At 72.0% G+C, this 19,123-nt stretch carries 17 protein-coding genes and 1 pseudogene; 9 read left to right on the forward strand and 9 right to left on the reverse strand.

All coding sequences use genetic code 11. The annotated features are described in order from the left end of the window. Positions 1-87: 87 nt before the first annotated feature. On the reverse strand, positions 88-375 hold the full coding sequence (locus tag ACIRQ9_RS04465; RefSeq protein WP_404167027.1) for a chorismate mutase: 288 nt from the start codon (positions 373-375) through the stop codon (positions 88-90). Between the two features lie 309 nt (positions 376-684). Here ACIRQ9_RS04465 and guaA point away from each other — a divergent pair, with 309 nt between their 5' ends. Next, the gene (gene guaA / locus ACIRQ9_RS04470) at positions 685-2,265 is read left to right on the forward strand and encodes a glutamine-hydrolyzing GMP synthase (protein WP_404167029.1); all 1,581 of its coding nucleotides are present in this window, start codon (positions 685-687) and stop codon (positions 2,263-2,265) included. Positions 2,266-2,271: 6 nt separating this feature from the next. Here the strand turns inward: guaA and ACIRQ9_RS04475 are convergent, their stop codons facing one another. Further along, positions 2,272-2,778 carry a pyridoxamine 5'-phosphate oxidase family protein gene (locus ACIRQ9_RS04475; protein WP_404167031.1) on the reverse strand — a complete coding sequence of 169 codons (507 nt, stop codon included), beginning with the start codon at positions 2,776-2,778 and terminating at the stop codon, positions 2,272-2,274. Between the two features lie 139 nt (positions 2,779-2,917). Between ACIRQ9_RS04475 and ACIRQ9_RS04480 the strand changes: the two genes are divergently transcribed. Continuing rightward, the gene (locus tag ACIRQ9_RS04480; protein ID WP_404167033.1) at positions 2,918-3,712 is read left to right on the forward strand and encodes a class II aldolase/adducin family protein; all 795 of its coding nucleotides are present in this window, start codon (positions 2,918-2,920) and stop codon (positions 3,710-3,712) included. Between the two features lie 44 nt (positions 3,713-3,756). Here ACIRQ9_RS04480 and ACIRQ9_RS04485 read toward each other — a convergent pair whose 3' ends face one another. Then, positions 3,757-4,644, reverse strand: a complete 888-nt coding sequence (locus tag ACIRQ9_RS04485; protein ID WP_404167035.1) for a DUF4429 domain-containing protein — start codon at positions 4,642-4,644, stop codon at positions 3,757-3,759. A gap of 188 nt (positions 4,645-4,832) precedes the next feature. On the opposite strand from ACIRQ9_RS04485, the gene ACIRQ9_RS04490 reads away from it, so the two are divergent. Continuing rightward, positions 4,833-6,110, forward strand: a complete 1,278-nt coding sequence (locus ACIRQ9_RS04490) for a hypothetical protein (protein WP_404167037.1) — start codon at positions 4,833-4,835, stop codon at positions 6,108-6,110. 191 nt (positions 6,111-6,301) lie between these two features. Then, positions 6,302-6,835 carry a DoxX family protein gene (locus ACIRQ9_RS04495; RefSeq protein ID WP_351318284.1) on the forward strand — a complete coding sequence of 178 codons (534 nt, stop codon included), beginning with the start codon at positions 6,302-6,304 and terminating at the stop codon, positions 6,833-6,835. Positions 6,836-6,851: 16 nt separating this feature from the next. Here the strand turns inward: ACIRQ9_RS04495 and ACIRQ9_RS04500 are convergent, their stop codons facing one another. Both ACIRQ9_RS04500 and ACIRQ9_RS04505 read right to left on the reverse strand, forming a co-directional pair. Continuing rightward, positions 6,852-7,061 (reverse strand): hypothetical protein, encoded by a 210-nt coding sequence (locus ACIRQ9_RS04500; protein ID WP_404167039.1) that lies wholly within the window; start codon positions 7,059-7,061, stop codon positions 6,852-6,854. Beyond that, positions 7,048-8,469 carry a PspC domain-containing protein gene (locus tag ACIRQ9_RS04505; RefSeq protein WP_404167041.1) on the reverse strand — a complete coding sequence of 474 codons (1,422 nt, stop codon included), beginning with the start codon at positions 8,467-8,469 and terminating at the stop codon, positions 7,048-7,050. The genes ACIRQ9_RS04500 and ACIRQ9_RS04505 overlap by 14 nt, the downstream gene beginning before the upstream one ends. Positions 8,470-8,666: 197 nt before the next feature. Between ACIRQ9_RS04505 and ACIRQ9_RS04510 the strand changes: the two genes are divergently transcribed. Together ACIRQ9_RS04510 and ACIRQ9_RS04515 are read left to right on the forward strand one after the other, a co-directional pair. Next, positions 8,667-9,959: a PspC domain-containing protein gene (locus ACIRQ9_RS04510; protein WP_404167043.1), complete on the forward strand. Its 1,293-nt coding sequence runs from the start codon at positions 8,667-8,669 to the stop codon at positions 9,957-9,959. Continuing rightward, complete coding sequence (locus ACIRQ9_RS04515) at positions 9,956-10,669, forward strand: response regulator transcription factor (protein WP_351318292.1); 714 nt, start codon at positions 9,956-9,958, stop codon at positions 10,667-10,669. The genes ACIRQ9_RS04510 and ACIRQ9_RS04515 overlap by 4 nt, the downstream gene beginning before the upstream one ends. Positions 10,670-10,686: 17 nt before the next feature. Here ACIRQ9_RS04515 and ACIRQ9_RS04520 read toward each other — a convergent pair whose 3' ends face one another. Beyond that, complete coding sequence (locus ACIRQ9_RS04520) at positions 10,687-11,751, reverse strand: NlpC/P60 family protein (protein ID WP_404167045.1); 1,065 nt, start codon at positions 11,749-11,751, stop codon at positions 10,687-10,689. Between the two features lie 499 nt (positions 11,752-12,250). On the opposite strand from ACIRQ9_RS04520, the gene ACIRQ9_RS04525 reads away from it, so the two are divergent. Next, entirely contained in the window at positions 12,251-12,604 is a 354-nt protein-coding gene (locus tag ACIRQ9_RS04525; RefSeq protein ID WP_404167047.1) for a hypothetical protein, read from the forward strand. Positions 12,605-12,652: 48 nt separating this feature from the next. On the opposite strand, the pseudogene ACIRQ9_RS04530 reads toward ACIRQ9_RS04525, so the two are convergent. Beyond that, a pseudogene (locus ACIRQ9_RS04530) lies at positions 12,653-13,048 on the reverse strand (C40 family peptidase); the annotation flags it as partial. A 120-nt stretch (positions 13,049-13,168) separates the two neighbouring features. Here ACIRQ9_RS04530 and pcrA point away from each other — a divergent pair. Beyond that, the gene (gene pcrA, locus ACIRQ9_RS04535; RefSeq protein WP_404167049.1) at positions 13,169-15,655 is read left to right on the forward strand and encodes a DNA helicase PcrA; all 2,487 of its coding nucleotides are present in this window, start codon (positions 13,169-13,171) and stop codon (positions 15,653-15,655) included. Positions 15,656-15,729: 74 nt separating this feature from the next. On the opposite strand, the gene ACIRQ9_RS04540 is transcribed toward pcrA, so the two are convergent. Next, positions 15,730-17,217, reverse strand: coding sequence for a M23 family metallopeptidase (locus ACIRQ9_RS04540; RefSeq protein WP_404167051.1), 1,488 nt, complete (start codon positions 17,215-17,217; stop codon positions 15,730-15,732). Positions 17,218-17,485: 268 nt separating this feature from the next. Next, positions 17,486-18,340 carry an esterase/lipase family protein gene (locus ACIRQ9_RS04545; RefSeq protein WP_404167053.1) on the reverse strand — a complete coding sequence of 285 codons (855 nt, stop codon included), beginning with the start codon at positions 18,338-18,340 and terminating at the stop codon, positions 17,486-17,488. 315 nt (positions 18,341-18,655) lie between these two features. Here ACIRQ9_RS04545 and ACIRQ9_RS04550 point away from each other — a divergent pair, with 315 nt between their 5' ends. Then, complete coding sequence (locus ACIRQ9_RS04550) at positions 18,656-19,072, forward strand: cobalamin B12-binding domain-containing protein (protein ID WP_404167055.1); 417 nt, start codon at positions 18,656-18,658, stop codon at positions 19,070-19,072. Positions 19,073-19,123: the final 51 nt, after the last annotated feature.

The following is a 19,123-nucleotide window of genomic DNA, read 5'->3' on the forward strand; positions in this document are numbered from 1 at the left end:
CAACGAAGCGGTCCGGGTGCCGGTCACGCGCCGTACGGGTGAGAAGGCTCCGAACTCAGGTCCGCCCGAACTCAGATCCGCCCGAACTCAGATCCGCCCGCGGCACAGTTCGAGGAGCGTCATGGCCAGGGCGGTGCCCGGCCTGCCGAGCGCCTCGCTGTAGTGACCGAGAACCTCCATCTCCCGGGACAGGTTCACCCGGCGGCCGCCGGAGGTGATGCGGGCCTCCTGGATGACGGCGGAGACCGCCATCCGTTCCTGGATCATGCCGATGATCCGGTCGTCGAGCGCGTCGATGCGCTCGCGGGCGCCGGTGATCACTCCGGCGGCCTCGGCGGTACGGGCGCCGGTCTTCTCGGCGGGGGTGACGCTCATCTCGGGGCTCCTCGTCTCGGGGGTTCCCAGGCGGTCCTCGCAGGGGAGGGGCCTCGGACCGGCAGGATCCGGAGAAACACCAGGCGCCCCGGACCTTGTCGGCCCGGGGCGCCTGGGGAAGTCGCTCGTCAGTAGATGCTCAAGCGAAACGACCATGGCAGCCGGCGGGCCGGTCGCCATAGGTAAAGGTGAAGGTCGTCTGCGTGAGCATGGCGGCGAGTATGCCACACCACCTCGTCAGGGCGTCGCCCGCCCGCCCCGTTAGAATCGGTAACCACAGACCCCCGCCCCACCGCCGGAAGGCACCCCGTGTCATCAGCGACTCCCGCTGCCGCCACCCCCGACACCGTCCTGGTCGTCGACTTCGGCGCGCAGTACGCCCAGCTCATCGCCCGCCGCGTCCGCGAGGCCCGGGTCTACAGCGAGATCGTGCCCAGCACCATGCCGGTCGCCGAGATGCTCGCCAAGAACCCGGCGGCGGTCATCCTCTCCGGCGGCCCCTCGTCCGTGTACGAGGAGGGCGCCCCCCGCCTGGACCGCGCGCTCTTCGAGGCCGGCGTTCCCGTCTTCGGCATGTGCTACGGCTTCCAGCTGATGGCCCAGGTCCTCGGCGGCACCGTCGACAACACCGGCGCCCGCGAGTACGGCCGCACCGACCTGCACGTCTCCCGGTCGTCGTCCACCCTCTTCGAGGGCACCCCGGACGAGCAGCACGTGTGGATGTCCCACGGTGACGCCTGCTCCGCCGCTCCCGAGGGCTTCACCGTCACCGCGTCCACGGACGTCGTCCCGGTCGCCGCCTTCGAGAACGACGAGAAGAAGCTCTACGGCGTCCAGTACCACCCCGAGGTCATGCACTCCACGCACGGCCAGCAGGTGCTGGAGCACTTCCTGTACCGGGGCGCGGGCCTCACCCCGTCCTGGACCACCGGCAACGTGATCGAGGAGCAGGTCGCCCTCATCCGCGAGCAGGTCGGCGACAAGCGCGCCATCTGCGGCCTGTCCGGCGGCGTGGACTCCGCGGTGGCCGCGGCGCTCGTCGCGCGCGCCATCGGTGACCAGCTGACCTGCGTGTACGTCGACCACGGCCTGATGCGCAAGGGCGAGACCGAGCAGGTCGAGAAGGACTTCGTGGCCGCGACCGGCGTCAAGCTGGTCGTCGTGGACGCCGAGGAGCGCTTCCTGAGCGCGCTGAAGGACGTCTCCGACCCGGAGGAGAAGCGCAAGATCATCGGCCGCGAGTTCATCCGGGTCTTCGAGCAGGCGCAGGCCGAGATCATCGCGGACGAGGGCCCGGCGGTGGAGTTCCTCGTCCAGGGCACCCTCTACCCGGACGTGGTCGAGTCCGGCGGCGGCTCCGGCACGGCCAACATCAAGTCCCACCACAACGTCGGCGGCCTCCCCGAGGACCTGGAGTTCCAGCTCGTCGAGCCGCTGCGCAAGCTGTTCAAGGACGAGGTCCGCATGGTCGGCCAGGAGCTTGGCCTGCCGGAGGAGATCGTCCAGCGCCAGCCCTTCCCCGGCCCCGGCCTCGGCATCCGGATCGTCGGCGCGGTCACCAAGGAGCGGCTCGACCTGCTCCGCGACGCCGACGCCATCGCCCGCGAGGAGCTGACCGCGGCCGGCCTGGACCGCGACATCTGGCAGTGCCCGGTGGTCCTGCTCGCGGACGTCCGCTCGGTCGGCGTCCAGGGCGACGGCCGCACCTACGGTCACCCGATCGTGCTGCGCCCGGTCTCCTCCGAGGACGCCATGACGGCCGACTGGTCGCGCCTGCCGTACGACGTCCTCGCGAAGATCTCCACCCGGATCACCAACGAGGTCCGCGACGTCAACCGGGTCGTCCTCGACGTCACCTCGAAGCCGCCGGGCACCATCGAGTGGGAGTAGCGGGCCCTACGTGCGCTTGACCGTGCGCACGGGCCCGCCGGGCCGCCAGGCCTCGACGACCAGGTAGGTGTCGTCCTCGACGCGGGTCCGCACGACCTCCGTCAGCTCGGCACGGAAGAGGTGGAACGGTCCCTCGGGCACCACCACCTCTTCCGTGAACCTCCCCTTCACCGCCGCGTCCGTCACCTCGTGGGCCCGTCCGCCGATCCGGACGTCGCCGCCGCCCATGCCGGTGCCCTCCCCGGGGTTGGCCTGGAGCGCGAACCTCGGGTCGCGCAGCAGGTCCAGGGCCTTCACCGAGTCCGGCATCATGCCGAGCCAGAGGTCGCCGTCCAGGAACCGGACCTCCAGGCCCGAGGTGCGGGGCGAGCCGTCCTTGCGGAGCGTGGCCAGGACGTGGTGCGGCTGGGCGGTGAAGCGTGTCTCGGCGGCTCGGGCCAGGTCGGGCGCGGCGGCGGCGAAGTCCGCCCAGCGGACGGCAGGGGTTCCGGTTGCGGGGACGGTGCGTGTCATGCGTGCCAGTCTGCTGCCGATACACGACATCTTCTGTCGTGTTTTGCTCGCGGGCGTCATCTTTACAGAACAGCTCTGTTTTCCTGCGCTGACCGACGGTAACTTCCGCCCGTAACACAAACCCAGTGCTGGAGGACCTATGCACGGGCCGACTCCGCCCCTGCCGCTGCCCACGGATCAGCTCCGGTTCGCGATGCCGCCGATGCACGACTCGCTGGACGACGAGCGCCGGCATCGCAAGGAGCGGCTCGCGGGCGCGCTGCGGATCTTCGGCCGGGCCGGACTGGAGGACGGAGTCTCCGGGCACATCACCGCCCGCGACCCCGAGTACTCGAACTGCTTCTGGGTCAATCCGTTCGGCATGCCGTTCAAGCACGTCACCGTCAGCGACCTCGTCCTGGCCAACCAGGACGGCCAGGTGATCGAGGGCCGCTACCACGTCAACCAGGCCGCTTTCACCGTCCACGCCCAGGTGCACGCGGCCCGCCCGGACGTCGTCGCCGTCGCCCACTGCCACTCCGTGCACGGCCGCGCGCTGTCCGCCCTCGGCGACCTGCTCGACCCGATCAGCCAGGAGAGCTGCGCCTTCTACGAGGACCACGCCCTCTACGACGCCTACACCGGCGTCGCCGTGGACGCCGAGGAGGGCCGGCGGATCGCCGACGCCCTCGGCTCCCACAAGGCACTGGTGCTGCGCAACCACGGGCTGCTGACCGTCGGCGACTCGGTCGACGCGGCGGCCTGGTGGTTCCTGTCCATGGAGAAGTCCGCACAGGTCCAGCTGGCCGCGAAGGCGGCCGGCCGTCCGCTGCTCATCGACCACAAACTCGCCGTCGCCACCCGCGAACAGCTCGGCGGCGACCTGGTGGCCTGGATCAACTACCAGCCCCTGTGGCAGGACATCAGCCGCGCCGAACCGGATCTGCTGAGCTAGGAGCCGTCGTCCGCGTCCCTTCCGGGACCCGCCGGGCCGTCGGCTCAGAAGCTGCGCAGCACCGCCGCCTTGGTCGCCGTGAACTCCTCGTCCGTCAGCACGCCGTCCCTGTGCAGCTCGCCCAGCTCCCGGAGCCTGCGCAGCAGCACGTCGTGGTGGTCGGCGGACGGGCGCGGCACGGTTGCCGGCGGCCGGTCCCGGTCGGCGTACTCCGCGCCCGCGCGGGTCGAGGGATGCGGCAGCCGGGCCGTGACCGCGGCGGCCACCAGCGCCGTCAGCAGATCGCGGCGGACGCTGCCCCACAGGTCCAGCGCGTAGGGGTCGCGCTCCGCCGGGAGTTTCGAGAACGCCGTCTCCCGGGTCACGAACCGCAGGAAGCCGTCCTCGTAGCCCGAGTTGGGCAGCCACTCCACCTGCACCAGGTCGCCGACGCCGATGATCCGCGGCCCGGTCGCCCGCTTGACCCGGTCGGAGGTGTCGGCCCAGTCGATCCGCACCTGCGTACCGTCGAACGACACCGTGCCGTCCGAGGACCGCACCGACACCGGAACCGGCGGCCCCGGCAGCAGGTACGCCTTCGCCGGCTCCCTCGGGATCTCCTCCAGCAGCAGGGACTGCCGGATCTCCGCCACGACGTACTCCGCCACCCCGGACCGGTCCCCGTCCACCGTCAGCAGATACGGATCCGCGGTCTCCGGAAGCCTTCCGCCGGTCGCCTGGAGCAGCGGATCCGCCCCCTCGCGTAGCCGCAGCCGCAGTCGTCCGTGCCTGCGCTCCGGCTCGTGCACCACCCCCGCCACCGCCTCCAGCGGCACGGCGATCTCCCCGTACGTCTGCCGGAACAGCGGCACGGAGCGGTGGCGCCCCGGCGTGATCCGGAGCGTGCTGCCGTCGAAGGCCCAGGTCCCGTCCCGCTGGATGATCTCGGCCATGGGGGGATTCTCGCAGCCGGGTCAACCTGTCGGCCGTACCTTCACCCGCGGTCACCGACCTGCTGGACGCGGACAGCGTGGCGTAGGGCACAATTCGTCCTCGACACAAGGGAGTTGCGCGGCGTCGTCCGGCCCCGGCCAGGGCCCTGAGCGTCGTGCCCCGGGCGTGGGGAAGGCGGGCGTCGGGCGTGGCGGTGCAGGAGGCGAGGCAGGGCCCCGGTTCGGGTGTCCACGGCGGCGGCTGCGCGTGCGGGGACTGTCCGCACGGGGCACGCGAGGGACATCGGCGGGCGGTCGCCGAATTCCTGCTCAAACGCGAGGAGTTCGCGGCCGGACAGGGCCTGCCCGCGGCGGTGGCCCACTCCGCCTCCGCCTCCCGGCAGTGGGTCTCCGAGGAACTCTCCCAGTCCGCCGAAGTGGTCGCCGAACGCGGCCGCGCCGAGGGCGAGGCCTGGCTCGCCCGGCTCTGGCAGCGCACCGTCGTGACGGTCTGGGCCACCGTCGTGATCATGCTCCTGGTCCAGTCCCTCACCGCGATCGGCGCCGGCTGGACCAGCGCCCGCACCGCCGGACTGGCCGCCGCCGTGGCCGTCGCCCTCGCGCTGACCGCCGGCTCCTGGTTCCACCGCTCGCGCGGCGGCGTGCTCGCCCCCGTGATCGGCGAGGACAACCGCATGTCCACCTCCCGCACCGTGGCCGCCTCCTGGGTCCTCTTCGTCGCCTACGCCGTGCTCGTCCTCGCCGGCCGTCTGGCCGTCGCCTCCTCTCCCGCCGACCGGGACGCCCTGATCGCCGGCCTCGACCTCGCCCGGGGGGCCGGTGTGGTGACCGTCCTCGCCGTGGTCTGCGGCATCGCCGTGCTGGTTCGCCGGGTGGTCGGGCTGCGCATCCTCGGCCAGCGCCTGCAGAAGGTGCCCGCACACCGCCCCCGCGCGGCCGACCTGCTCACCGACGACTCCGGCCGGGGCACCTTCGCCGACATCCAGTACGTCGTGATCGGCGCCGTCGCCCTGGTCTTCGCCGCCGTACGCCTCGCCCGCCGCCCCGACCAGCTGCCGGACCTGCCCTGGGGCCTGGCGACCGTCGTCCTGATCTCCGCCGCGACCTACCTCGCCGGCAAGTACGCCGAGGGCGGCCGGCCGGTCATCCTCTCCGTCGTCCGCGCCCGCGAGGCAGGCGCCCTGGACGCGCCCATCCGCACCGGCGACGACATCGAGATCCGCGGCACCGGCTTCGTGCCTCCCGGCGCCCAGACCGCCGACCGCCTGGCCCGCATGGTCGTGCGAGTCGGCGCGGTCAACGTCCACGTCCCGCTGGTCCCCGTCGCCGGCGGCTTCAGCAATCCCACGGACGGCGTCCTCACCGTCCCCGTACCCGTCGAGGTGGAGCCGGGGCCGGTGGAGATCCAGGTGGTGACGGCCGCCGGGACGGCCACCAACCGCTGCGTGGTCGAGGTGACCGAGTGACCCGGCCGAGGTGACCGGGTGACGGGAACGGCCGTTACGGCGGCGGCGCCACCGTGCGTGTGGCCGTGCGGGTGACGAAGACCCGCCGAAATTCGGAAAAACGTCCGCGAGAGGGTTGAGCCGCTCGCGGTTGCCGTACGTATGGTCTGTTGAGGGGCCCTGTGCACACCGGCGAGAGGCGGCTAGTGGCGATGACTCACGGCATTCGTACGGACACGCATCCCCCGTATCTCGATGGCGATCGTGGTGGTCTACGGGAGACCGCCACCCGATACGCCCTCCTTCCTCTGCGGATCTTCCTGGGCGTCACCTTCATCTATGCCGGTCTGGACAAACTGACCAGCAGCGAGTTCCTGAAGTCCGGCGGCGCCGGTTCCATCGGCGACACCATGCGCGGGGTCCGGGACTCCGCCGCCATCCCCGCCCTGATCGACCTGGCTCTGAAGAACCCGGTCGGCTTCGGCACCGCGATCGCCCTCGGTGAACTCGCCGTGGGCCTCGGCACCCTCTTCGGCCTGCTGGCCCGGGTGGCGGCCCTCGGCGGTGCGCTCATCTCGCTCAGCCTCTGGCTGACCATCAGCTGGGCCAACTCCCCGTACTACTACGGCAACGACCTCGCCTACCTGATGGCCTGGCTGCCTCTGGTCCTGGCCGGTGCGCCCTACCTCTCGCTGGACGCGATGCTGCATGCCAGGCGCAGGCGACGCTCCGGCGGCCTGCGCTAGCTTCTTCCGTTCTTCGCTAACGCTCCGGTGCGCGGCGGCGCCTGCGTATCGCCCGGGTCAGAGCCGCGGTCACGCCAGCCAGGAACAGGCCGGCCACCATCAAGGGGATGACCGCGAACCACTCGGTCGTCCACAGGCCCCCCGCGTCACCGGCGTAGGCGATCCCCGTCGCCGTCAGGAAGACGCCCACCACCAGCCGTCCCGGCTGGAACTCATGCCGCAGCACGGCTCACCTCCACCTGTCCCGCGCCGACCTGGAGGTCCAGGTCGAGCGTGCCCGTGTTCTTCGCGCCCGCCGCCGGTCGCAGCGTCACGTCCTCGTGCTTGCCCGGTGCCACGTCCACGTCCTTCTGGCCGTCGCCGGGCAACTGGATGTCGCCCAGTCCCACGTCGATGCTCATCCGCACGGTCACGTCCGCCGGCACGACGACCCGCAGCCGGCCCGCACCGACCTCGGCGGCCGTCGACACCGTCCGCCCCTCGGCGACGCGTAGGTGTTCCAGGTCCAGGGTGGCGACGCCGCTTCCCAGGTCGTAGGCCGGCTTCACCTCGGCCGCCGTCGCCGGGGTCCAGGACCGGCGCGTCCAGTGGGTGCTGATGTCGGACGGCAGGGCCGTCGACGCCGCGAGCAGGGCCGCCGTCACGAGGGCCAGGAACAGCGAACCTGCTCCCGTGCGTCCCAGGAACGAGCTGACCGCCGTGCCCAGGCCGAACACGATCAGCGCGCCGGCCAGACCGGTCTGCAGGCTGGTGCCCAGCGGATGCGTGTCCCACGTCAGGCCCGTGCCCAGACCGCCTGCCAGCAGAGCGAACAGGAAGATCCAGCCGCCGATCCAGCGCGGACCGCGCGGCGCCGCGGGCGCGCTCCGCCGGGCGGCCGTGTCCTGGCCGTGGACCCACGGCGTGCTCAGCCGGAAGTCGAGGCCGGGTGCCTCCCGGCCGCGGGCCTCGCCCGGACCCCACAGATATCCGGTGCCGCCGACATGCGTGCCGTCCTTCACGATCGGATCGCGCCACCACGACGGGTAGGTGATCGAGATCGGCGGCGCCTGGGCTTCCGGAGGAGCGTCGGCGACCGTCTGGGCGGCCAGCGGATCGGGGTCCGGGGCGCCCCGCCGCCGCGACCAGTACCCGGCGCCGGCCAGCAGCACGGACAGGACCACCGCGAAGGTCAGCACCCCGCCGTTCCTGATCATCGTCAGCAGGACCCCGCAGCCGACCAGGGCGAACAGCACCGCCGCCAGGGCCTGCCCGTCGACCCGGCCGGTCAGCAGCTTGCGGACCTCGTTCTCCTCGTCGTCCTCGTAGGGAACGAAGAGCCAGGCGAAACCGTAGAAGAGGAGACCGATGCCGCCGGTCGCGGCCAGCACCGCGAGGGTGATGCGGAAGATCACCGGGTCCAGGTCGGTGTGACGTCCGAGTCCCGCGCACACGCCCGCGATCATCTTGTGCCGGCGGTCGCGCCGGAACCGGGGGAGCGTCCCGGCGTCGGTGGCGTCGGCCCCCGGTTCCGGCGCTCCCGTCCCGGCGGACTCCGCCGCGGCGGGCGCGGCATCCGGCGGCCCGGGGCCCTCGGCGGGCCGCGGGCCGGGGCCGGGTCCCGGACCCGTCGCGGCGTGCTCGTGATCAGTCATGAGTCAATGGTGACGGGCGAGGAGCCGCGACGGCAGTCGGGATGACCCTGGCCGAACCCTGAGATCGGCCCCGAGCCCGGACCGGGACGCGTTCGAACCGCTTCCCGACGGCCCGCCGCGGGGAAATCCGAAGATCAGGGCAGTATCGGGGGCCGACCCTGATGCCCGGGGGTCCCCGGCGTGTGAACATCGATGGCATGCCGGAAGCCGCAGCAGTGCCCCTCGACGACCCGCGGCCGCCGCGCAAGCTCTACCGCAGCAGCGACGGACGGTGGCTCGGTGGAGTGGCGCGGGGCCTCGCCGGGCACCTCGGCCTGCCCGTCGTGTGGGTGCGGCTCGTCTTCGTCGGCCTGTTCATGGCCAACGGCCTCGGCGCGCTGCTCTACGCCGCGTTCTGGTTCTTCGTGCCGCTCGGCCTCGGCGGCGTCGGCGGTCAGAAGCCGCCCTCCCTGGTCACCACCGAGACCTCGGCGGACGGCCGGCGCAGACTCGTCGCCCGCAGACCCGACAGAGGCCAGATCGTCGCGCTGCTCCTCATGGTCGTCGTGTCCATGGTGTTCGTGGGCAGCGTCAACCTCACCAACGGCGCCAAGGCCTATCTGCTGCCCGCGGTCCTGGTGGCCGCCGGTGCGGCACTGGTGTGGCGCCAGGCGGACAACGCCCGCCGGGCCCGCTGGGTCGAGGTCGGCAGGCGCCGCCGCACCCTCTCCCTGCTGCGCGCGGGCGTCGGTGTCCTGCTCGTCACGGCGGGCGTCTCCGGCGTCTTCGTCATGCAGGGCTCCGCCGCGCACATCGGCGCGGTGCTCCAGGCGTCGCTCGCCGTGCTCGTCGGCATCACCCTGCTCGCCGGTCCCTATCTCGTGCGGATGACCCAGGACCTCTCCGAGGAGCGGCTGATGCGCATCCGTGCCCAGGAGCGCGCCGAGGTCGCCGCCCACGTCCACGACTCCGTGCTGCACACCCTGACCCTGATCCAGCGCAACGCGGAGAACGCGAACGAGGTGCGCCGCCTCGCCCGCGCCCAGGAACGCGACCTGCGCACCTGGCTCTACAAGCCGGAGGGCACCGGCAAGGACGAGGCCGACGAACCGGCCACCCTCGCCGAGGCGGTGCGCCGCAGCGCCGCGGAGGTCGAGGACAAGCACGGCGTCCCCATCGAGGTCGTGGTGGTCGGCGACTGCCCGCTCGACGAGCGGACGGGCGCGCAGATGCAGGCCGCGCGCGAGGCCATGGTCAACGCCGCCAAGTACGGTGGCGAGGGCGGCGCCGTCCAGGTCTACGCCGAGGCCGAGGGCAGGACGGTCTTCGTGTCCGTCCGCGACCGCGGTCCCGGTTTCGACCTCGACTCGATACCCGCCGACCGGATGGGTGTCAGAGAATCGATCATCGGCCGCATGGAGCGCCACGGCGGCACCGCGCGACTGCGGTCCGTGCCGGGCGGCGGCACGGAGGTCGAACTGGAGATGGAGAGGGCGGAGAACACGTCATGAGCGACGCGACCGAGGCGAACGGCCCGGCGGAGGGCACCGAGAAGGCCGGGCGTCGGGTGCGCGTGGTCCTCGTCGACGACCACCGGATGTTCCGTACCGGTGTGCAGGCCGAGATCGGCCAGACCGAGCAGACCGGCGTGGAGGTGGTCGGGGAGGCCGCCGACGTCGACCAGGCGGTTTCGGTGATCACCGCGACCCGGCCCGAGGTGGTGCTCCTCGACGTGCATCTGCCGGGCGGCGGCGGGGTCGAGGTGCTGCGCCGGTGCGCCCCGCTGGCGGCGGACGCCGAACGGCCGGTGCGTTTCCTCGCGCTGTCCGTGTCGGACGCGGCCGAGGACGTGATCGGGGTGATCCGCGGCGGGGCCCGCGGCTACGTGACCAAGACGATCACCGGCACCGACCTGGTCGACTCGATCTTCCGGGTCCAGGAGGGCGACGCGGTCTTCTCCCCGCGTCTGGCGGGGTTCGTCCTGGACGCCTTCGCCTCCACCGACGCCCCGCCGGTCGACGAGGACCTCGACCGCCTCACCCAGCGCGAGCGCGAGGTCCTGCGCCTGATCGCCCGCGGCTACGCCTACAAGGAGATCGCCAAGCAGCTGTTCATCTCCGTCAAGACGGTCGAGTCCCATGTGTCGGCGGTCCTGCGGAAGTTGCAGCTGTCCAACCGGCACGAGCTGACCCGCTGGGCGACGGCCCGTCGGCTGGTCTGAGGCGCCCCCCAGGGGTCTCACACCACCCGCGTCGCCCCCGCGAACGGCATCTCGTCGATCGGCGCGATCCGTACCGGCGCCGACGGGTTGGGCGCGTGGATCATCTGGCCGTTGCCGATGTAGATGCCGACGTGGCTGATGCCCGAGTAGAAGAACACCAGGTCGCCCGGCTGGAGTTCGGAGCGGGACACCCGGCGGCCGGCGTTGATCTGGGCGTAGGTGGTGCGGGGCAGGGAGACGCCGGCGGAGCGGTAGGCGGCCTGGGCGAGTCCCGAGCAGTCGAAGGCGTTCGGGCCGGTCGCGCCCCAGATGTAGGGGCTGCCGAGCTTGGAGTAGGCGTACGCCACGGCGGCCGCGGCCCGGGAGTCGGAGGCGGTGGCCGGGGCGTGGGCCGGAGCCAGTGTGGTGCGGCCGGCGGAGGCCGAACGGGAGGCGCGCGCGGGGGAGCCGTCCGCGGTGACCACCGCCTGCTGCTGCGGCGAGAGCCGGTCCAGCAGCCGCCGGGCCTCGGCGAGTTTGCCGGTGATGGTGGTCTTCTGCCGTTCCAGTTCGGCCTGCCGGGACCGCAGCGAGGCCAGCTCCAGGTGTGCCGCGCCGCGCAGTTGCTCGATCTCCCGCAGCTGCCGGCGCACCCGCGTCACCGCGCCGGCCTGGGCGGCGCCCGCCCGTTCGGCGAACGCGGCGTTGTCCAGGTACCGGTCGGGATCGCTGGAGAGCGCCAGCTGCCACGCGGGGTCGATACCGCCGTCGCGGTACTGCGCGGCCGCGGCCAGACCGAGCGCGTCGCGCGCGGAGTTGAGCTTCTCCTGCTTGCGGGCGGTCTGGTCCTGGAGGGCCTTGATCCGACGCTGGGCCGTGTCGGCCTTCTCCTTCGCCCCGTCGTACTTCTCGGTGGCCGTCTCGGCCTCCTGGTACAGCTGGTCCACCCTGGTCTTCACCTGCGCCGGGGTCAGTTGCGGCTCGGCGTTTCCGGTCCCCTCGAAGCCCGTCGCGGTGGCCGCGCCCGCCAGGGCGAGGGTGACGGCCGTGCGGGCCGTGTTGCCGCCGAGCGAGCGCTGTCGGGGCTTGCGGTGCGCTGCCACCTGGACTGGTCACGTCCTTTCGTAGGCCGCCGGACCGTCCGTCCACAGGCCGGGGAAGCGTGTGTGCGGCCGCAGGGGTGCGGTGTACGCGTCCGGCGGCGGCCCGCACAGGGGAACGGGCCGCCGCCGGACTTTCTCGGCGGTGGTGTCCGACTGCCGCCCCTGGCCCGGGCGGCGGTGGGGAGTCGGTCACCTGGGGGAGGACGCTAGGCCGGGGTGTGTCGGGTCCGTAACGTGATGCACGGAATTGGTGTGACCGGATCGTTACCTGATGGTTTGTGGCCAGGATTCCGGTCCGGAGCCGTCGGCTTCACTCGGCGGGATGACCGAAGCGCCGGTTCCGGGGCGGCCGGGGTGCGCGGGCTGCTATGGCGCATATATGCGCGATGCCGGGTGCCGGGGCGGACGTCGGGGGAAGGCCGGTGTCCCGCCAGGGGCCGCCGTACGGAGAGGGGCCGGTGAGCGGTGCTCCGGGGGCGGCTGGTTAGGCTCCGGGGCCATGGGCGTACTCATCCATCTCTTCGTCGGCCTGCACATCATCGGCATCGCCGCGCTCCTCGGCGGCTTCCTCACCCAGATGAAGGCGATGGGCCGGGGCACGGCCCGGTTCGTCCCGGGAATGCTGCACGGCGCGTTCACCATGCTCGCCACGGGCGTGATCCTGGTCGGCCTCAACGAGGCCGACGACCACCACGTCAACACCGTCAAGATCGGTGTGAAGCTCGCGCTGCTGATCGTGATCCTCGGCCTCGTCTACGTGAAGCGGGACGACGAGAAGGTGGAGAAGGGCGCGTTCGGCCTGGTCGGCGCGCTGACCATGGCGAACGTCTTCATCGCCGTCCTGTGGACCTGACCTGGGGGTCCTGACGGGAAGCCGGTGCCCCCGCCGGCCCCGCCCGCGTCAGGCCGGTCGCACCACGCTGTGGATGATCGACCCGCCGCCGTAGAAGAAGACCAGGTCGCCGGGGCGGGCGGCGGCCAGGGAGACGGCGGTGCCGGCGTTCACCTGGTCGTACGTGGTGCGCGGCAGCGAGACGCCCGCGGCCTTCCAGGCGGCCTGGGAGAGGCCGGAGCAGTCGTAGGAGCCGGGACCGGTGGCGCCCCAGACGTACGGCTTGCCGATCTGCGCGCGGGCGAAGGCGATCGCCTTGGCGGCCTTGGTCCCGTAGGCGGAAGCCGAGGAGGGGCCGGAGGAGCCGCCCGAGGCCGGCGCCGACGACGGGTCGTCGTGCCGCTCGGCCGCCTGCCGCTTCGCCAGTTCCGCCGCCTTGGCCGCCGCCGCTGCCCTGGGTCGGCGGACGGGGATCCTTCACGGTGTGTGATCGCTCACGGTGAGAGGCCGGTTCTGGTGGGTGACCGGGACGAGTTTGCGGGGTGGGGACCGGTTGTCAGTGGGGCGCCCTAGACTCGGAGAGCGATGAGCAGCCTCTTTGACGACAGCTTCCTGGCGAGCCTCCAGCCCCCGCGCGGCCACGAGGAGGAACCCCCGCCGCCGCCCGAGGACGAGCACGGACCGGAGCCGGTTCCGGACGACCTGTTCGGCGGACAGTTCGACGCGCCTCCGGACCGGGACGCCTACTACCGCGACGGCGCCGCCCGGCCTGCCCCGGACCCGGCCGCGCTCCTGGAGGGGCTGAACGAGAACCAGCGTGCCGCCGTCGTGCACGCCGGCTCCCCGCTGCTCATCGTGGCCGGCGCCGGTTCCGGCAAGACGCGCGTGCTCACCCACCGCATCGCGCACCTGCTCGGCGCCCGCCACGTGCACCCGGGCCAGATCCTCGCGATCACCTTCACCAACAAGGCCGCGGGCGAGATGAAGGAGCGCGTCGAGCAGCTCGTCGGCCCGCGCGCGAACGCGATGTGGGTCATGACCTTCCACAGCGCGTGCGTGCGGATCCTGCGCAGGGAGAGCAAGAAACTCGGCTTCACCTCCTCCTTCTCGATCTACGACGCGGCCGACTCCAAGCGACTGATGGCCCTGGTCTGCCGCGACCTGGACCTCGACCCCAAGCGCTTCCCGCCCAAGTCCTTCAGTGCCAAGATCAGCAACCTCAAGAACGAGCTGATCGACGAGGAGGACTTCGCCGCGCAGGCCACCGACGGGTTCGAGAAGACCCTCGCCCAGGCCTACGCCCTCTACCAGTCACGGCTGCGCGAGGCGAACGCCCTCGACTTCGACGACCTGATCATGACGACGGTCAACCTGCTGCGGGCCTTCCCGGACGTCGCCGAGCACTACCGCCGCCGCTTCCGGCACGTCATGGTCGACGAGTACCAGGACACCAACCACGCCCAGTACGCGCTCGTGCGCGAGCTGGTCGGCACCGGCGGCCACGCCGAGGACGTACCGCCCGCCGAGCACGACCTGCCGCCCGCCGAACTGTGCGTCGTCGGTGACGCCGACCAGTCGATCTACGCCTTCCGGGGCGCGACGATCCGCAACATCCTCCAGTTCGAGGAGGACTACCCGAACGCGACGACGATCCTCCTGGAGCAGAACTACCGCTCCACCCAGACGATCCTCTCCGCCGCCAACGCGGTCATCGAGCGCAACGAGTCCCGCCGCCCGAAGAACCTGTGGACCAACGCGGGCGCGGGCGCGCAGATCACCGGTTACGTCGCCGACACCGAGCACGACGAGGCACAGTTCGTCGCCGAGGAGATAGACCGTCTGACCGACGCGGGCGAGGCGAAGGCCGGCGACGTCGCCGTCTTCTACCGCACCAACGCCCAGTCCCGCGTCTTCGAGGAGATCTTCATCCGCGTCGGCCTGCCCTACAAGGTCGTCGGCGGCGTCCGCTTCTACGAGCGCAAGGAGGTCCGGGACGTCCTGGCGTACCTGCGGGTGCTGGCCAACCCGGAGGACTCCGTCCCGCTGCGGCGGATCCTCAACGTGCCCAAGCGCGGCATCGGCGACCGCGCGGAGGCGATGATCGACGCCCTCGCCCAGCGCGAGAAGATCAGCTTCCCGCAGGCGCTCAAGCGCGTCGACGAGGCGTACGGCATGGCCGCGCGCTCGACCAACGCGGTCAAGCGGTTCAACACGCTGATGGAGGACCTCCGCACGGTCGTGGAGTCCGGAGCCGGACCCGCCACGGTCCTGGAGGCGATCCTGGAGCGCACCGGCTACCTCGCCGAGCTGCAGGCCTCCACCGACCCGCAGGACGAGACCCGGATCGAGAACCTCCAGGAACTCGCCTCCGTGGCGCTGGAGTTCGAGCAGGAGTCCGGCGCCGACGAGGCGTCCGGCGGACTGTCGGACTTCCTGGAGCGGGTGGCGCTGGTCGCCGACTCCGACCAGATCCCCGACGAGGACGAGGACGGCTCCGGTGTCATCACGCTGATGACCCTGCACACCGCCAAGGGCCTCGAATTCCCGGTGGTCTTCCTCACCGGCATGGAGGACGGCGTCTTCCCGCACATGCGGGCCCTCGGCCAGACCAAGGAGCTGGAGGAGGAGCGGCGCCTCGCGTACGTAGGCATCACGCGCGCGCGTGAGCGGCTGTACCTCACGCGGTCGACGATGCGCAGCGCCTGGGGCCAGCCGTCGTACAACCCGCCCTCGCGCTTCCTGGAGGAGATCCCGGCCGGGTATCTGGAGTGGAAGCGGACCGGTGCGACGGCGCCGGTCTCCTCCGGGCCCGTGTCCGGCGTGGCGTCCTCGCTCTCCTCGACCCGTTCGCGATCCTCGGCGTCCGGCGGCTCCGGTTTCGCCACCCGGCGGAGCGCGGAGAAGCCGGTGGTCTCGCTGGCCGTCGGCGACCGCGTCACCCATGACCAGTTCGGTCTCGGCACGGTCGTCGCGGTGAAGGGCACGGGCGGCAACGAGGAGGCGACGATCGACTTCGGCGACACCAAGCCGAAGCGGCTGCTGCTGCGGTACGCGCCGGTCGAGAAGCTGTAACCGCGCGCGCCGCGCGCGAACGCCGGGCCCCGCCGCCGTGAGCGGGGCTCGTCGGCCGGGACCGAGAGGGTGGGTCAGGTCGGGTCGAGTCCGTGGCTGCGCAGCCACGGCAGCGGGTCTATGGCGGCGCCGCCCGCCGGCCTGACCTCGAAGTGCAGGTGCGGGCCGGTCGAGTTCCCGGAGTTCCCGGAGTACGCGACCGGATCGCCGGCCTTCACGATGGTGCCGGAGGCGACGCGGTACGACGAGAGGTGGCAGTACCAGGTCTCCGTGCCGTCCTTCGCCGTCACGATCATCATGTTGCCGTAGGCGCTGTTCCACTTGGTGGAGACGACTCCGTCGGTCGCGGCCATGACGGTCGTGCCGTAGGAGACGGGGAAGTCGATGCCCGTGTGGACGGACATCCAGTTCACGCCGGCCTGGCCGAAGTAGGCGCTGAGCCCTCGCTGGGTGACCGGGAGGACGTACTTGGGGCGCAGCCGCTCCTTGCGGGCCGCCTCCGCCGCCGCCTTCTTCTTCTCGGCCTCCTGCTGGGTCTTGAGGTCGATGCGCTCCTGGGTCCGGCTGGCCCGGTCGGCGAAGTCGTCGGCGCCGGCCGAGAGCGTCCTGAGCTGGGCGTCCAGCTTGCTGTTGGCGGCGGACGGCTTCACCGACTGCGCGTCCGAGGCGGAGGCGGTGGTCTCCTGGCCGTCGCCGGTCAGGTTGCCCACGGACGCCGCCGCGATCCCGGCGACCCCCATCACACAGGCCGACGGGACGGCGATGGTCAGCAGCGCGGAGCGCTTGGGGGGCGTACGACGGCGGGAGCGGGACCCGGTGCGCGCGCCGGAGCGTGTCGCGGCCGGCGTCCTCTCCTCCTGGTCCTCCAGCAGGGGCGCCACCATGGGCAGCTCGCCGGTCGCGGCCGGTTCCCCGGCGTCCGCGGAGCCTTCCGGCGCCGCCGCGAACTCCTCGAACTCGTCATAGGCGACGTGCTCGAACATCTCGGTCGCCGACGTGTCCAAGGAGTCGGCGGGGTACGGCTCGTGCTGCGGGTCCGGCTCCGGCTGCTGCGCCGGGGTGCCGTCGGAGTTCCACTGCGTGGCGTCGTACGCGCCGGTGTCGAAGACCTGGGTGCCCCACTCCCACTGCTGGGTCGCGCCGGCCGTCGTCGCCTGGTCGGGCGGGAGCCAGGCGTTCGCGTCCCAGTGGCCGCTGCCGTCGCCCGTCGTCGCCTGGGCCGCGGGTGCCGCCTGCGGAGGGACGGTCCAGGTGGTGCTGTCGTAGGCGCCGGAGTCGTAGGCGGCCTGGTGCTGGGCCGCGTACGGGTCGTAGTTCAGGGTGTGGTCGCCGGCCGTCTGCCACTGCGTGGTGTCGTACGCGCCGGTGGCCTGGGCCTCGCCCGGGAGATGCCCGAAGAGCGGGTCGCTGTGGAACGCCGTGCCGGTGGTGGTGTGGTCGCCGGACGTGGTGAAGTCGCCGTACTGGGCTTCCTGGGTGCCGTACGGCGCGTAGTGCGCCTGGCCGGCGTCGGAAACCGGGGCCGGGGTGGTCATGGTCCCCGACGGGTGACGGTCGTTCACCAACTTCTCTTTCGCCTCGACAACAGGGGCTGCCAGAGCAGTGCGGCGACTGTACCCGGCGGTATACGGGCGCGACAATCTTCCGCAGGTTTCGTGGTTTCGGGAAACGGGCATTCGGCCGTGTTTCGGGGGACGACGGGCGCGGGTTTGGCCTTGTGTTCGATGAGTGTTCGAGATTGGCGGGTCCGCATCGGGGTTGCCCGGCCGTCGTGGGCCGCCCGAACCGAGTCGAATGCCCGGCCTCGCCCGGTTCGCTCTCCGTTCGCCGTCAGGCCACCGTCAGGTCAGCCGCGACCCGCTCCCGCGGCTGCACCTCGTCCAGCGCCTGCCGTATGCCGGTCGCGACCGCCGGGTGGACCGGCAGCGCGAGGTGGCCGACGCCGGTCACCTGCACGTTCGTCGCCATGAGGTCCGGGTGGTCGATCCGGGCCGTCTCCACCGGTTCCATCAGCGAGTCGAGGTCGCTCCAGAAGCCGACGAACCGGGTGCGGCAGCCGGGCGCGGGCTGCGCCAGCTCCTCGATGACCTCCGAGCCCGGACGCATCTGCCGGACGATCGGGTGCGCGTCCGCGAGCGGCACGACCCGGGTCCCGGCGTGCGGGGTGCCTAGGGTCACCAGGGTGCGGACGCGGTAGTCGCCGCCGAGCCGCTGCACGTAGTAGCGGGCGATCAGGCCGCCCAGGCTGTGCCCGACGATGTCGACCCGGCGGCTGCCGGTGCGCTGGCAGATCTCCTCGATGTGCCGGCCCAGCAGACCGGCGGCGGTACGGATGTCGCAGGTCAGCGGGGAGTAGTTGAGCGATTCCACGCGCTGGCCGCCGTGCTGGGCGAGCGCGCGGCGCAGCAGGACGAACACCGAGCGGTTGTCGATGAACCCGTGCAGCAGCACGACCGGCGGCGCCGTGGGGACCGGCAGCAGGGCCGTGCCGTCACGCGGGACGGGCAGGGCGGGGGAGCGGCGCTCCGGGGTGAGGCCGGTCGGGTAGAGGAGCAGGTGCCCGGCCAGGATGGCGGCTTCCAGCGCGGTCGACTTCAGCAGCGCCAGCGACAGACCGGCGAGCCGGTCCGGCAGCAGACGGCGGCACAGCGGGAGCAAGGGCTCGATCACCCCGGTGACCTTCATCGGCCGACCTCCTGTCGGCGCACGGCGGACGGCTCTGTCCCCTGTGTGCCCTTATGGGAGGCCGAGCGGAGGCGGCGCGGGTACGACGACGGGCCGCATCGCGTGCCCCAGTCGCCCCCGCGGACCACGCTGCGGCTCCCTGACGTGTCCCACACTGTGTGATTTCCCCCTCGGTAACCTCCGCGAAACTGCCGGTTGCGGGATGCTGGAGATAACGTTCGTTCACTGGAGACGGGTGGCGGAACGCGTCGAAGGTGCGGTACTTCTCGGTACGCACGCATCCTGGCGTGTTCGTTCGTGGTCATGGAGGCAGTGATGGGTGTGGCAGCCGGTCCGATCCGCGTGGTGGTGGCCAAACCGGGGCTCGACGGCCACGACCGCGGGGCCAAGGTCATCGCGCGGGCGCTGCGCGATGCGGGCATGGAGGTCATCTACACCGGGCTCCACCAGACGCCGGAGCAGATCGTCGACACGGCCGTCCAGGAGGACGCCGACGCGATCGGCCTGTCCATTCTCTCCGGCGCCCACAACACCCTGTTCGCCGCGGTGATCGACCTCCTCAGGGAGCGCGAGGCCGAGGACATCCTCGTCTTCGGCGGCGGCATCATCCCCGAGGACGACATCGCCCCGCTCAAGGACAAGGGCGTCGCCGCGATCTTCACACCGGGCGCGACGACGACGTCGATCGTGGAGTGGGTACGGGAGAACGTCCGGCAGCCCTCGCAGGCATGAGCCGCGTCCGCGTCACGGCTTCCCCCGGGCACCGCCGCCGGGGAGCCGCGG

Origin of the sequence: Streptomyces sp. NPDC101237, assembly GCF_044767465.1 — a bacterium.
In the GTDB taxonomy this organism is placed as follows: Bacteria; Actinomycetota; Actinomycetes; order Streptomycetales; family Streptomycetaceae; genus Streptomyces; species Streptomyces gramineus.